The organism is Dehalococcoidia bacterium (assembly GCA_035574915.1).
GTDB lineage: Bacteria > Chloroflexota > Dehalococcoidia > DSTF01 > WHTK01 > DATLYJ01.
The window spans coordinates 1-13,459 of sequence record DATLYJ010000009.1; the positions used below are offsets into that span (position 1 = coordinate 1).

General features: G+C 68.5%; 14 protein-coding genes. 7 read left to right on the forward strand and 7 right to left on the reverse strand.

The window, feature by feature from the left end:
• Positions 1-194: 194 nt before the first annotated feature.
• Both VNN10_00830 and VNN10_00835 read left to right on the forward strand, forming a co-directional pair.
• The gene (locus VNN10_00830) at positions 195-1,889 is read left to right on the forward strand and encodes a hypothetical protein (GenBank protein HXH20540.1); all 1,695 of its coding nucleotides are present in this window, start codon (positions 195-197) and stop codon (positions 1,887-1,889) included.
• A gap of 48 nt (positions 1,890-1,937) precedes the next feature.
• Positions 1,938-3,506: a hypothetical protein gene (locus VNN10_00835; GenBank protein ID HXH20541.1), complete on the forward strand. Its 1,569-nt coding sequence runs from the start codon at positions 1,938-1,940 to the stop codon at positions 3,504-3,506.
• On the opposite strand, the gene VNN10_00840 is transcribed toward VNN10_00835, so the two are convergent.
• Positions 3,484-4,254: a rhomboid family intramembrane serine protease gene (locus VNN10_00840; GenBank protein HXH20542.1), complete on the reverse strand. Its 771-nt coding sequence runs from the start codon at positions 4,252-4,254 to the stop codon at positions 3,484-3,486. The two genes, VNN10_00835 and VNN10_00840, sit on opposite strands and share 23 nt — an antisense overlap.
• A 152-nt stretch (positions 4,255-4,406) precedes the next feature.
• Between VNN10_00840 and VNN10_00845 the strand changes: the two genes are divergently transcribed.
• From VNN10_00845 to VNN10_00865, 5 genes are all read left to right on the forward strand, one after another.
• The gene (locus VNN10_00845) at positions 4,407-5,387 is read left to right on the forward strand and encodes a hypothetical protein (GenBank protein ID HXH20543.1); all 981 of its coding nucleotides are present in this window, start codon (positions 4,407-4,409) and stop codon (positions 5,385-5,387) included.
• A 117-nt stretch (positions 5,388-5,504) separates the two neighbouring features.
• On the forward strand, positions 5,505-6,233 hold the full coding sequence (gene larB / locus VNN10_00850; GenBank protein HXH20544.1) for a nickel pincer cofactor biosynthesis protein LarB: 729 nt from the start codon (positions 5,505-5,507) through the stop codon (positions 6,231-6,233).
• Positions 6,234-6,237: 4 nt separating this feature from the next.
• Positions 6,238-7,434, forward strand: coding sequence for a nickel pincer cofactor biosynthesis protein LarC (larC, locus tag VNN10_00855; protein HXH20545.1), 1,197 nt, complete (start codon positions 6,238-6,240; stop codon positions 7,432-7,434).
• Between the two features lie 65 nt (positions 7,435-7,499).
• Positions 7,500-8,024 (forward strand): methylated-DNA--[protein]-cysteine S-methyltransferase, encoded by a 525-nt coding sequence (locus VNN10_00860; protein HXH20546.1) that lies wholly within the window; start codon positions 7,500-7,502, stop codon positions 8,022-8,024.
• 9 nt (positions 8,025-8,033) lie between these two features.
• Positions 8,034-8,687 carry a DUF3052 family protein gene (locus tag VNN10_00865; protein HXH20547.1) on the forward strand — a complete coding sequence of 218 codons (654 nt, stop codon included), beginning with the start codon at positions 8,034-8,036 and terminating at the stop codon, positions 8,685-8,687.
• Here the strand turns inward: VNN10_00865 and VNN10_00870 are convergent.
• From VNN10_00870 to VNN10_00895, 6 genes are all read right to left on the reverse strand, one after another.
• Entirely contained in the window at positions 8,659-9,465 is an 807-nt protein-coding gene (locus tag VNN10_00870; GenBank protein ID HXH20548.1) for a Cof-type HAD-IIB family hydrolase, read from the reverse strand. The two genes, VNN10_00865 and VNN10_00870, sit on opposite strands and share 29 nt — an antisense overlap.
• Complete coding sequence (gene radC / locus VNN10_00875) at positions 9,455-10,201, reverse strand: DNA repair protein RadC (GenBank protein HXH20549.1); 747 nt, start codon at positions 10,199-10,201, stop codon at positions 9,455-9,457. The genes VNN10_00870 and radC overlap by 11 nt, the downstream gene beginning before the upstream one ends.
• Positions 10,185-10,700 (reverse strand): hypothetical protein, encoded by a 516-nt coding sequence (locus VNN10_00880; GenBank protein ID HXH20550.1) that lies wholly within the window; start codon positions 10,698-10,700, stop codon positions 10,185-10,187. Before VNN10_00880 ends, radC begins: the two co-directional genes overlap by 17 nt.
• Positions 10,697-11,281: a LysM peptidoglycan-binding domain-containing protein gene (locus VNN10_00885; GenBank protein HXH20551.1), complete on the reverse strand. Its 585-nt coding sequence runs from the start codon at positions 11,279-11,281 to the stop codon at positions 10,697-10,699. Before VNN10_00885 ends, VNN10_00880 begins: the two co-directional genes overlap by 4 nt.
• A 52-nt stretch (positions 11,282-11,333) precedes the next feature.
• Complete coding sequence (locus tag VNN10_00890; GenBank protein HXH20552.1) at positions 11,334-12,128, reverse strand: cytochrome c biogenesis protein CcdA; 795 nt, start codon at positions 12,126-12,128, stop codon at positions 11,334-11,336.
• Positions 12,129-12,266: 138 nt separating this feature from the next.
• Entirely contained in the window at positions 12,267-13,424 is a 1,158-nt protein-coding gene (locus tag VNN10_00895) for a hypothetical protein (protein HXH20553.1), read from the reverse strand.
• Positions 13,425-13,459: the final 35 nt, after the last annotated feature.

Genomic DNA, 13,459 nt, shown 5'->3' on the forward strand with positions numbered 1-13,459 from the left:
TTACATCACGCCCTTCGAGGCCCTCAGTAACCAACTGCCCAACCTCCACCAAGGCATCCATGCCCCTCCGCCCTTCCTCCTCGACAACGTATCAACCGACATCGGCCCCTGGAGTGGATACAATCTCCTGGCGCATTACCGCCGCGGGCAGGCTTCGCTGGCCCAGTCGCGCGGGCCCCGCCTAGAATCCGGCTGTGAGTCTGCCTTACGGCGAAGCGCTGCCGCTCTCTGCCTCCTCCCGTCTCCGGGCGCTCGCCGCCGGCCGCACCGTCCTCCTCGAGGCCGCGGCCCTGGCGGCGGCGGTCGCGGTCTTTCTCGCCTCCGTGGTGCCGAACCTGGCGAACCACCCGACCCTGACGGACGACGAGGCCTGGGTGATGTCCGCGTCCTACAAGCTCGCGCGCGAAGGCATCTTCGGCTCCGACATGTTCCGGGGCTTCTACAACGCAGAGAGGCACTACTTCTTCAACATGCCTGCGCACCACTTCGCTGTCGCGGCCTCTTTCAAGCTCTTCGGGGCGGGCGTCGTGCAGGCCCGGCTGGTTGGCGTTGGCTACGGGCTGGCGACGCTGCTGCTGACCTACCTGCTCGCGCGCCGCCTCTACGGTGTCGCCGTGGCGCTGCTGACCCTCGGCTTGCTCCTATTTCTCCGCCTGAACATGGGCTTCGACACCGGCCTGCCCCTGCAGGAACTGGCCGCCTCGATTCGCTACGACCTTGCGCCCGTGCCCTTCATGCTGGGCGCCTTCCTCCTCCTCCTGGGCGGCCCCTCGCTCGCCCGGGCGGCCGGGGCGGGCGCCCTCCTCGGCCTGGCGACGCTGTTGCAGTTCTACGGCGCCTTTGCGCTGCCTGTTGCCGTGAGCTTTCTCGCGCTCCAGTCCTTGCCTCAGCGCGACCGCCGGAAGCTCGTCGCCGTGCTGGCGGGCACTGCGGCAATCGTCTGCCTGCCCTACGGGGTCTACGCGGCCGCACACCTCGATGACTTCCGCGGCCAGGCCGGTACCGTCGACCGGCGGGACGACCTCACCGACCCCGGGTTTTACGTAGAGAGCCTGCTTGATGAGCCCAACCGCTTCCTCCGCCCTCTTGGCTTCAAGGAAGTCCCGAAGGGCGAAGACCCCCGCACGACGGAGCCACGCCTCCTGGACGTCAGGGAGATGGCCGTACGCCGGCCCTCCGCAAAGCTGGCTGTGCTCGCCGGCCTGCCACTGGCGCTGGCCTTCAGCGGCTGGCGCGCCTTCCGGCAGCGCAGCCGCCCGGACCTTCTGCTCTTCCTCGCGCTCGCAGGCCTGTGTGCTCAGTACGCCCTCTTCGAGGCGGCGAAGCTCTACATCTACTGGATCGCCGTGGTGCCGTTGCTCTGCACCGGCATCGCCGGCGCCGCCGTGTGGCTGATGCGGGCGCCGAAGGGGAGTGGCGTCCGCTTCGCGCTCGCCGGGGCCACTGCCCTGTGCCTCCTCGGCTTCTTCGCAGAAGGCGCGGCGGCGCGGCTGAGCGGCTTCCGTGCCGCCGGCCGCGAGACGGAGTACTCGCGCCTCGCCGCGACCATCCACGAGACGGTGCCGGCCGGGGCCCGCGTTGTCGGCAGCACCTCCCTGTGGTGGGGCCTGCGCCATACCGATTACCGCAGCTACTTCATGTTTTTCTACCTGACGTCACCCAATGCCGGCCCCTATCGCACGACGATCGACAGGTTCCTGGAGGAGGTGGGAGTCGAGTACCTCGTCCTCACGCGTCTGGGACAGGAGGAGTTGGACAAGCACCTGACTCCCCGCGACAGGGCGGACCTGGAGTCCTACAGGGCGTCGCACGGCCGGCTCTTGCGCCGGATAGAAGGCGCGGAGGCCCGCTCCTACGGCTATGTGGAAATCTGGCGCTTCGAGCGCTGACCGGCGGTCTAACATCCCGCAGCCGACCATCGACTAGAATCGAACGGCATGGCCGAGCAAGGACGTCCGGCGGCCCTGGCGGCTATTCCCGCCCTCGAGACGGCGCGGCTCCGGCTCCAGGCGCGGCCCTGGCTGGCTTTCGCGCTGCCGGCGGCAGGAGCGGCCATCCTTGCCCTGATTGCCGCGCTCTACTACGTGCGCTCGCCGGGCATCCTCCGGCCCGTCTTCGACGATAGCTACATCAGCCTGCACTTCGCCCGCAACCTGGCCGAGCACGGAAAGCTCACCTTCGACGGCGAGACCTGGTCTACGGGCGCCACGAGTATCCTGCACGTCGCTTCCCTGGCCGCCCTCATCCGGCTGGGCGTGGACCCATTCGAGGCCTCGATCTATTTCGGCGTAGCCTGTCACGCCGCGCTGGCGCTGGCCGTCTACTGGCTCGGTTGGGCCGTCTTTCGCTCGCTGCTCGCGGCGGCCGCGGCCTCGATAGTCATTGCACTCACGAACTACGCTGCCTTCGACGCCGGCAACGGCATGGAGACATCGCTGTTCATGGGCCTCGTGGCGGCGGCACTCGCCGCCGTCCTCACCTTGCGCTCCACCCGGGGCCGCTGGCTGGCCGGCGGCATCATTGCCCTCGCGGTCCTGGCGCGGCCTGAAGGGGCCTTTCTCCTGCCCGCGGCGGCCGTCTACCTCTGGCTGGACCGCGGCGAGGGCCCTTTGGACATAAGGCGACTAGCGCGCGACGCTGCGGCGTTGACTCTGCCGGGAGTCGCCGTACTGGCGCTGCTGTCGCTGTTTGCCCTCGCCGTGACGGGGGAGCTGACCCCCGGCACGGGCACGGCGAAGCTCGCGTTCTTCCGCGACAACACGCTCGCACTCAGCCGGAAGCTGCAGCTCACGGGCGACTTCATGGGCCTCTTCTGGGGCCCGCTGTTTCCGACGCTGCTCATCGCGCTCGCCGCGCCCCGGCGCCGGGAGGCGATGGTGCTCGCGCTCTTCTGGGTGCCGCTCATTGCTTTCTATGCGCTCATGTTCCCTGGCGGCCTCTCGCACTATTTCTACCGCTACCAACACCCTGTGCTGCCGCTCCTCGCCGTGATGGCCGGTGGCGGTGTGGCTTACCTGGCCGGCGAGGCGCTCCGTCGCGGGCTGGCCGTGAAGGCGATAGCGCTGGCGGCCATCCTGGTTCTGGTTGTGCCGCTCTGGGAGCACTTCCAGACCTGGCGCATCCTCTACCGGGACGCCTCCTTCGAGACGCTGGTCGACCTCGAGAGCATGGCCCGCGACCTGAACACGATCGTCAAGCCGCACGAGACCCTGGCGACGCACGACATCGGCGCTGTCGGTTACTTCGCGGACTTCAAGGTCCTGGACCTGGTGGGCCTCGTGAACCCCGATGTCGTGCCCTATCACGAAGAGCGACGGGTGGCGCTGTACCTGAACGTCGCCCGGCCCGACTACCTGCTCGTCTTTCCGAGCTGGGACTTCGAGTTCCTGCACGTCTACCCGGGACAGCACCCGGATCGGTTCGAGCTCGTGAAGACCTATCCCGGCCGGAACATCCGGCCAGACCCCTACCTGCTCTATCGCATCAGGTATCCAGCCGGGCCATGAACTGCTCCCGGGCGTAACGACGGCGCGGCGGCTGCCTGAAGAAGAGCACCAGCACGGCGCCCGCCAGGAAGCCGCCGATGTGCGCCCACCACGCTATCCCTGCGCCCGGGACTTCCCGTCCCAATTCCCCTATCCCGTAAACGAGCTGTGTCAGGAACCACACGCCGATCAGGAAGACTGCGGGCATGAAGAACGGATAGAAGAAGAAAGGCAGGATCACTACCTGGATGACGGCCGTAGGGAACATCACCAGGTAGGCCCCCTGCACCCCCGCCACCGCTCCCGAGGCGCCGATCGCCGGCTCGACGGCGTCGACCGTGAAGGCAGTCTGGGTTGCCGCCGCGGCAAGACCGCAGAGGATGTAGAACACGAGGTAACGGCCGTGACCGACTCGGTCTTCGACGTTGTCACCAAAGATCCAGAGAAAGAGCATGTTGCCGGCGATGTGCAACCAACCGCCGTTCGTCCAGTCAGCGTGGATGAACATCGCCGTGAACGGCTGCAGCAGTTCGCGCTGTCCCTGCGGGCAGATGCCGGCGAGTTGGCGCGCTGGCACGCCGGAGTCGAAGCCGAACTGCTCCGCCAGGCAGGCCGAGACGAAGCCCCAGTCGTAATAGAAGTCGGTTAGCTGCGCGCTCGTCGTGTACGTCAGGCTCATCCAGGCGAACACGGCGAAGTTGATGGCGATGATTGTCCAGTTGACGTAGGGCGTGGAACGCCGCCGCAGGAAGTCGCCAACAGGGATCACCCGACCATCGTACGGGCGCCAGGGAGAGGCATACAAGGAGCGCCCCGCGACGAAACACCGCCGCGCGCCGCGCGTTCTATGGGGTAGAAGCAGGATGCTCCCACCGGGCAGGCAGAGCCTCGCCCGGCCGGACCGCGACGAAGGCGGCAAGGATGCCGGACCACGCCACCTATCCCCTACGCCTGCCAAGGGCGGACAAGGCAGCGGCGCTGCCGCGCCTGGCGGCGGCCGCTCTCGCCCTGACCGCACTCCTCGTCGCAGCCTCCGCCGGACTCCGGGCTCACGGCATCTCGCGCCCTTCGACTGACAGCCGCCCGACCGCCGAAGTCTCTTCCGTCGTCTCCGAGCCCGACGAGAGCGCGGCTCACGTCGAAGACGCCTCTTCGACGACGGCGCCGGCGGAAGCGCCGCCCGCGGCTATCGGGGCCGCTTCGGCCCCTTCGCGCCAGGCGGCGGCAACCGCGCAGACGTCCGCCGCCTCGTCCCAGGCTGCTCCAGCCCCGCTTGCGCCCCAACCGGCCGCCGCTGCCGGCGCCCGCTGGGAGGCCGGGGGCTTCGTCTTCGTGGCCGAGGGCCAGGAGTGGGACGAGGCGAGCTACCGGAACGTCGATGCCGCGCTGGCCGCGCTGCCCGCGCGCATCCGGGCCCAACTCGGCAATCGCTCCCTGGGGCCCGTGAACATCCTCGTGAACCGCTCCGGCCGTTCGCTCTCCGGCAAGCAGCCCTACAACGGCCCGGCGAACTACTTCTCCACCAACGACGGCCGTAACGAGCTTGTGCTCTTCCCGGGCCAGAGTGTGCAGACGATCCTCCACGAATTGGGGCATGCCTACAACCTCCGGCGAATAGCCGCGGGACGCTACGCCCTGGTCCTTCTGGACGAGGAGATGCGGAGCTTCATGGCCGCCGCCGGCTGGCGCATCCTGAGCACGCCGGAGCAGATAAGCGCGGCCCGCGACCACATGCAGGTGCAGTTCGCCTACGAGGGCGCGCAGGTGTGGTCCCGGGTTTCCAACCACGACCCGCTGGAGGACTTCGCGAACTCCTTCGCCCTGTACTTTCTCGCGCCGTCAGACCTCGCCTCGCGCTCGCCGGAGCGATTCGCCTGGTTCGAAGCCAACGTGGGGCGCTGAGCCCTTCCGGCATGTCCGAGGTGCTGGCGTTGCTATAATCGAGGCCGGACCCACGCCCGCCCCGCCCGATACGGAGGCGCTCCCGTCAACGACAAGCTTCGCTCCCTCCTGGACGCCGTGTCCCGCGGCGCCGTCAGCGTCGAATCCGCCCTCGACGAACTGCGGCACCTGCCGTACGAGGACCTCGGCTTTGCCAAAGTCGACCATCACAGGGCCCTGCGCGACCTCTTGCCGGAAGTCGTGCTTGGCCTGGGTAAGACGCCGGAGCAGGTCGCCGCGATCAGCGAGCGCCTCGTGGCCCGCTCCGGGAGGCTACTGGTGACGCGCCTGGGGCCGGAGGGCTTCGCAGCCCTCAGGGCTGCCGTGCCCGACGCCGAGTACCATCCGGTCGCCCGCGCGGCGACGGTCGACCGCTCGCCGCCGCCGCTCGTGCCGGGTGTGATGGTCCTGTGCGCCGGTACGTCGGACCTGCCCGTCGCTGAGGAAGCTGCAATCACGGCCCGCATGATGGGTAACGCCGTGGCCATCACCAGCGACGTGGGCGTCGCCGGCATCCACCGCCTCTTCGACCACCTGCCCCAGATGCGCGAAGCGAACGCAATCGTCGTCGTAGCCGGCATGGAAGGAGCGTTGCCCAGCGTCGTGGCGGGACTCGTAGCGGCGCCGGTGATCGCGGTCCCCACGTCCATTGGCTACGGCGCCAGCTTCGGCGGCCTGGCCCCGCTTCTGGCGATGCTGAACAGCTGCGCCGCCGGCGTGTCCGTGGTCAACATCGATAACGGCTTCGGCGCTGGTTACCTCGCCGGCGCCATCAACGCGATCGCCCACCGAGCCAGGCCGGACTGACCGCTTGCCCCGAATCGCCTACTTCGACTGCTTTTCCGGCGCCAGCGGCGACATGGTCCTCGGCGCGCTCGTCGATGCCGGACTGCCTTTCTCGGACCTGTGTGACGAAGTAGCGAAGCTGCCCTTGCCGGCGGAGGCCTATCGGTTGACCGCCAGCCGGGTGCAGCGCGCCGGTTTCGCGGCTACGAAGGTTGACGTCGAGGTCCGCGAACGACCGCGCCACCGCTCACTGGCCGAGGTCCTGGGCATGATCAGCGCATCGACGCTGCCGCAGGCCGACCGCGAGTCTGCCGCGCGCATCTTTCGCGCCCTAGGCGAGGCCGAGGCGAAGGTGCACGGCACTCCTGTGGAGGAGGTCGAACTGCATGAAGTCGGGGCCGTCGATGCGATGGTCGACGTAGTCGGCGCGGTGGCTGGCCTCCGTCTCCTCGGGGTCGAGGCCGTGTACGTCTCGGCCCTGCCGCTCGGGCACGGCGAGGCGCGCGCCAGCCACGGCGCCTTCCCTGTGCCGGCGCCCGCCACGCTGGAGCTGCTCGCGGCGGCCGGGGCGCCGCTGTCTGCCGGTGAAGGGCCGGCTGGCGAGCTGGTGACGCCGACTGGCGCCGCGATCCTCAGCGTCCTCGGCCGCTTCGAGAGGCCGGCGATGCGCCTCCGCGCCGTGGGCTACGGCGCCGGCGGACGGGACCCCGCCGGCCGCCCCAACGTCCTCCGCCTGTGGTTGGGTGACGCCGAGGCGGCCCCCCGCACGATGCGGCTGGTGGAGACGAACATCGACGACATGACGCCGGAGCTATTCGGCTACGTGCAGGAGCGCCTGTTCGCCGCCGGCGCCGCCGACGTCTGGTTCACCGCCATCCAGATGAAGAAGAACCGCCCGGGCGTGCTCCTTTCCGTGCTCTGCAGCGAGGCCCTCGAGTCCGAAGTGATACGGATCATCCTGGCGGAGACGACGACACTGGGCCTCCGCAGCCAGGAGGTCCGCCGCTACGAGGCGGAACGCGAGCCGCTGGAGTTCGAGTCGAGCCTCGGGCCAGCGGCCGTGAAGGTGAAGCGCCTCCCGGGCGAGCCGCCCCGCGTGGCGCCCGAATACGAAGCCTGTCGCAGGCTGGCCGAGGCATCGGGACTGCCGCTCGCGGAGGTCTACCGGCGCGTGACGGCCGAGGCGCTGGAACGCCTGGCTGGCGGCCCCAGCGCGAGTTGACGGCAGGCGACTAATTCGACCGTTTGTGCTAATCTAGGGGCACTATTCCCCCAGGAGCGCCGCACATGAACGCCCGTACCGTGCTCGACTCGCCCATTGGCCCGCTCTACCTGGAAGCCTCGGCGGTCGGGCTGCGCCGCCTTGCCTTCGGCACGGGACGCAAGTTCCCGACGGCGCAGGCTTTCGAGGATGGCGCAGTCCATCCCGCGGCCGCGGAGGTCCTGGCGAGGGCAGCGGGCCAGCTGAGGGAGTACTTCGAGGGCACCCGCAAGGAGTTCGACCTGCCCCTCGACATCGAAGGCACCTCCTTCCAGAAGCGCGTCTGGCAGGCGATCGCCGCCATCCCTTACGCAGAGTCCATCAGCTACAAGCGGCTGGCTGAGGAGGCAGGAGCGCCGGGCGCCTACCGCGCAGCCGGCGCCGCTTGCGGCGCCAACCACGTCGCCATCGTCGTCCCCTGCCACCGGGTCGTAGGCTCGGACCGCAGTCTGCACGGCTTCGGCGGCGGCCTGCCGGTGAAGCGCTGGCTTCTGGACCACGAGGCCTCCACGGTGATGGCCGGCGCCGCCAGACAGGCTGTCCTCGTCTAAGGGGCCGGCGTGGGCCTCGAGCGCACCGCCCGCGTCACCTTCATCTCGCCGTCCGGCGAGGCCGCCGGCGAGGGCAGGGCGCTGCTCGAGACGGCAGAGGTCCTCTTTCGCGGCCCCTTCCGGCTGCGCATCCCTTTCGCCGACATCCACGACCTGCGCGTGGAGGAGGGCATGCTCACCGTCACGTGGCCGGACGGATGCGCGTGCTTCGAAATCGGCCAGGATGCCGCCAGGTGGGCCGATCGAATTCGCAACCCCCGTGGCCTCGTCGAGAAGCTGGGTTTGGAGGCGGGCATGCGGGTGGCCCTCGTAGGCCTGGAGGAACCCGGGTTTCAGGCGCTCCTGGAACGGTCGGGTGTCTGGGTCTCTGACGCGGCGGACTCCGGGCTGGACGCCGTCTTCCTTGCGGCGGACGGCGTCTCAGACCTCGCGCGCCTGCCGGCGCTGCGCCATCGGATCAAGGACGCGGGAGCGGTCTGGGTGGTGTCCCGGAAAGGCAGGGCCGCAACTCTGAAGGACACGCAAGTGATGGCCGCCGCTCGGGCCGCCGGACTCATCGACACCAAGGTCGTCTCGTTCTCGGAGACGCGGACCGCGCTGAAGCTGGTCATACCCAGGTCGCTGCGGTCGGCCGTCAGGGACGGCCGAGCACGTACCGCCTGATCGCCCAGGCCACGCCCGACTCGCTATTCGAGGGGGCGATCGCGTCCGCTGCCGCCTTCACTGCTTCCGGCGCGTTCCCCATTGCCACGCCGATGCCGGCCGACTTCAGCATCGGAATGTCCGGCGCCGCGTCGCCGATGGCCATTGCCTGAAGCGGCGAAATGGACTGGTGCTCGCAGACGGCGCGCAGCGCCGCGCCCTTGTCGGCGAGCGCGTGGACGATGTTGAGGTAGCCGGGGAAGGAGTCGCTGAAGCCCTCCGCCAGGTTCAGGGCGCTGCCGTGATAACCGGAGAAGCGCTCCACGGTGCTACGCACGGCATCCCTGCCGAAGACCAGAAACGCCGTCGCCGGCGCGGTGACGTGGGGCCTCAGCGAGGCCGTGAGCTCGATGCCAGCGGGCATGCGCGGGTTGCCGAGCCGCTGCGAGCGGACGTATGTCGAGTCGTTGACGGTGACGTAAGCGTCGCCCGAGGCGGCGTCGAGGAACTCCGCTATCTCACTGGCTAGGGCCTGCTCGATGCGATGATGAAACAGCTCCTCGCCGTCATCACGGCTCCGCACCAGTGCGCCGTTGTGGCTGATGATGAAGCCGTCCAGCCCGAGCAGTGCTGCCGTGCGCCCGGCGGCGGCGTGCCAGCGCGCCGTCGCCAGCACTACCTGCGCACCCGCGGCCACGGCCTCACGCACGGCCGCTGCGTCCTCGTCCGAGACGCGGTTCTCCGGGCTCAGGAGCGTCCCGTCGAGGTCGAGCGCGATCAGGCGGATGTCAGGAGGCAAAGCCCAGGCCCATCTGCTTCATCGAGACCCAGCGTCTGTCGCCGATGATCACATGGTCCAGCACTTCGATCTGCAGCACTTCGCCGGCGCCGACCGCAATCTTCGTCAGCGTGACGTCGTCCGCCGAAGGCGATGGGTCACCCGAGGGGTGGTTGTGCACGAGGATGATCGACGGGGCGTTCTGGCGCACCGCCTCGCGGAACAGTTCCGCGATTCGCACCTGGGTCAGGGTGACGCTGCCGCGGTACACCTCGGCGATACTCGTCACCTGGTTGCGCAGGTTGACGAGGAGGACGCGCAGCCGCTCCTGGTCCATGAAGCGCATTTCGTCCCCAAGGAGCAGGTTCACGTCCGCCGGGGAGCGCACTAGGGGCCGCTCTTCCGGCTCGACCGCCTTGATGCGCTGGGCGAGCGTGAACGTGGCCACGAGCTCCGCGGCCTTCGCCGCACCCAGGCCATGTTCGCGCACGAGGTCGCTGAAGGTGAGGCGGGCCAGGCCCGCCAGGCCCTTGTGACGTGCGAGCAGCGAAGCCGCCAGGCTGAGGACGCTCTGCTTGGCCGAGCCCGTCCGCAGAATGATGGCCAGGAGCTCGGCGTTGGAAAGCGCCTGGGGCCCTTGGTCCCGCAGGCGCTCTCGAGGCCGCTCGGAAGAGGGCATCTCGCGGATCCGGGTGGTGTATTCGGCCCGGCCGCCTGTTACTGGTACGAGAGAGGCGTCCTTAGTATCCGAGTCCATCGGGCTCAGCCGGCACGTACTCCTTCTTGGCCTCATCGTACCGTTCGACGCGCTCCACCGTGAGACTGTGCGGGTAGTGGCTGATGCGCACCAGATCGTCCTCGAGGAGGCCGCGGTACTGGTCTCGTGTGATCGTGTAGATCTGGCCCTTCACGGCGATGTAGTAGCCGGGCATGAAGAAGAAGAACAGGTTGCCCTTGGACCACTTCTTGCTGACCTCGCCCTCGCTCACGATCGGTTCGGTCCGCATGTCGCGCAGGTAGTGCAGCGACTGGTAGGTAAACACCAGGAAGAGGATGCCGGTAATAGTCAGCATGACGATGTAGCCCGTCTCGCCGGACGCGACCTTCAGCGACGCATAGATCACGCCCGCGGCCATGACGAACGCCAGGGGCGTAAAGATGAGCGCCTGGAGGAAGAGAATGCGCTTGACGCGCTTGCTCGATCGAGGTCGCGCAGCGTCCTCTTCGAAGGAGAACTTCTCCGACGAGTAGCTCATTGCGGCACGCGCAGTTGCTGTCCGATGCTGATCACATCGGACGTGAGCCCGTTCAGGGACTTGATCTGGTCGACGCAGTCCGGAACAGACATCCCCGCTGGCCGCCGTATCCGCGTCTCACAGATCGCGGACAGCGTGTCTCCCGATTGCACGACGTAGACGCCAGCGTTCGCTCCGGGAGAGGTCGCGGGCGTCGGGCTTGCCGCGCCTGCAGGCGTCGTCGGGCGGGGTGTCCCGGGGGCTGCCGTCACCTGGGGAGTGGCCGCCGCCTGGGTCCCGCTTCCGGGTGGAGGCGTCGTGAGCGCGCCCGCGGGCGCGGGCGTGCGCGTGGCCTCCAGGGGCCGCAGTGCGGAGACGGCGTTGTCGCCGCCGGGCTGGAGTATGAGCCATATGGCCAGTCCGGCGCCGACGACGAGGGCCAGGAGGGAGCCCCGGTACAGATTGACTGAAGGCACGCCGCTCGAGGGATCGAGGCAGACGTTACAGAAGTCCTCGCCGTGCTCTTCGCAGTAAGGCCGGCCGCAGCGCGGACACTGAGCCGCTGGCTCGCGCTCGCAAGCGTAACAGGTGAGCTCCGGCACGGTCACAAGCTTATCAGACGCCGCAGGTTACGCCAGAGCCGCGGGGCTCGCCTCAGGTGGTCGCCTCGGGCGCGACAGTTGGCGATGGCTCCTTCGAACCGAAGTCGACCTGGTAGGTCCGGTAGAGCCAGGGGATGCGGATGACCCCCATCAGGTTCAGGCCCATGACGATCAGCAGGACCCCCGCGACCTTTTCGATCGTCGCCAGGTTGTCCCGCACGACGTACCCGATGGCCCCGACCGAAGCACCCAGGATGACGAAGACGGTGGAGAAGCCGAGCACGAAGGCCAGGGCGTGGCGGGCCGTCCGTCCGCGGTCGACATGGAAGTCGCTGCCTTCCACGGTGACCCCCGCCAGGTGGGCGATGTAAGCCGGCACCAATGGCAGACAGCAGGGCGAAAGGAAAGCGATGACCCCGGCGCCGAAGGCCACGGCGAAGCCCAGCGGTCCGGCGACGTCGGCGCCGTCCAACCCTTCTTCGGCGCCTGTGACCGTGTTCGAGAAGAGGCCGAGGTACTGGTTGAAGATGGTGAAGCGGTCCAGGAAGATGAGCACCCCCACGACGATGACAAGGGCGCCGCCCGCGACTTCCAAGGCGGGCATCACCGGCCGCAACCTGCGGATCCCCGACATCACCCACCCTAGCGCCAGCCCGGCGATGAGGAACGGCAGCCCCAGGCCCAACGACCAGAACGCCAGCAGCAGCGCCCCCTGGCCCACGGTCGCCGAAGAGGCCGCCAGCGTGAAGATCGCGCCGAGGATCGGCCCGATGCAGGGCGTCCACCCCACCGCGAACGCGGACCCGACGCCAAAGGAGCGGCCGTAGTTGAGGAGGCTGCGCGTCATTGCCGGAGCGTTACCCACCTTTCATCATACCGGCGTACTGCCGGTTACGCCGCGCGCGTCGCATGCGCAGTATCCCCGGCCCAGGGACTCAGCCCGGCAGACTTTACAGGCGGACGAAACTCCCTCGCCAGGCTGGCCTCAGTAGCGAAAGATCGCCGCTACCTGGCCCCGGCCGGGCACGCGCTCGCGCTCAACCACGTACGCGGTGCCGCCATTGGCCAGCGTCTCTACCGCCGCGATGTCCAGCAGGTCGTCGTCCCCGGGCTGCTGCACATCGTGCTCTTCGGCCCGGCCGCCGGGCAGCAGGCGCCCCCACCTCTCCTCCCCCGAGGCGACCCATAGCGTCTCGACGCGCCCCTTGGCGGCGGCTTCGACGATCTCCGCCACGGAGGTGGAGGTCCTGCCGGTGCCTGTGAGATTGCCGAAGCGCTCGGCCTCCGCTTCGCGTTCGGCCTCGTAGTATTCCCGCACCAGCGGCCAGGCCTCCTCCGCCAGGCGCTCGGGGCTCATCCGGTCCGGATTTCCCTTGATGCCGTCCTCGAGGATGCGCTTGTGACTACTCACGTTTCGGTAGATGGACTGGAGATACTCCACCGAAGCCAGCACGAGGGGCGCCCGGCCGTCCTGAATGGCCTTGACGACGGCGTCGTCGACCATCTTGAAGTAGCGCGCGATGTCTTCCTTGAGGCGGTCCGCCGCTGGGTCGCCGCTGCTGTAAAAGACAGCGTCGCCCCGGCCCGAGACGGCGGTAATCGCCGTACGGAACTGCGTTTGCTTCTCCAGATCGTCTGGCCACAGCGCCTCTTCGATGCTGCGCGGCATGCCCTCGATCGCCAGCTCATGGATGTCGAAACGGTGCCCCCGGAAGGCCCTCGTCTCGTTCATGCTCAGGGCGAGCAAGTAGTAGGCGGCGTCTTCGAGCAGGAGCGAGAGCAGCGGCTTGACATCGAAGCGGTCGGAGACCACGGCCAGCTCCGGCGTTTCCACTGGCAGGCGGTAGCGCCTCATGCCGTGGTCGTCGAAGAACAACGCCAACCCGTTGCCGAGGTCAGCGCGGAACTCCTGCACTTCTTCGATCTCGTAGCCCGGGCGCAACAGATCCTTGGCGGAAGTCGGGCGCATGCCGGAGGCGACTAGCTGCTCTTCGGCGAGGCGCAGGAGGTTCTTGAGGCGGATCGGGTTTTCTCGCGTTGCCGGCCCGGCCTTCCTGGTCGGCAGGTAGATCGAGACCCTGTGCGGGCCCCGAGACCGCAGGAGGTCCCTGAGGTCGGCGTGGGTGATCAGGTCGGTCGCCATTTTGTGCTCCTCACGGGGCCAAAATTATCACGCGG

Bases quoted from the DNA above. Each gene is read 5' to 3' on its own strand.
- VNN10_00880 (HXH20550.1), bottom strand. From the start codon at position 10,700: ATGAGCTACTCGTCGGAGAAGTTCTCCTTCGAAGAGGACGCTGCGCGA.
- radC (HXH20549.1), bottom strand. From the start codon at position 10,201: ATGGACTCGGATACTAAGGACGCCTCTCTCGTACCAGTAACAGGCGGC.
- VNN10_00845 (HXH20543.1), top strand. From the start codon at position 4,407: ATGCCGGACCACGCCACCTATCCCCTACGCCTGCCAAGGGCGGACAAG.
- VNN10_00835 (HXH20541.1), top strand. From the start codon at position 1,938: ATGGCCGAGCAAGGACGTCCGGCGGCCCTGGCGGCTATTCCCGCCCTC.
- VNN10_00860 (HXH20546.1), top strand. From the start codon at position 7,500: ATGAACGCCCGTACCGTGCTCGACTCGCCCATTGGCCCGCTCTACCTG.
- VNN10_00890 (HXH20552.1), bottom strand. From the start codon at position 12,128: ATGACGCGCAGCCTCCTCAACTACGGCCGCTCCTTTGGCGTCGGGTCC.
- VNN10_00895 (HXH20553.1), bottom strand. From the start codon at position 13,424: ATGGCGACCGACCTGATCACCCACGCCGACCTCAGGGACCTCCTGCGG.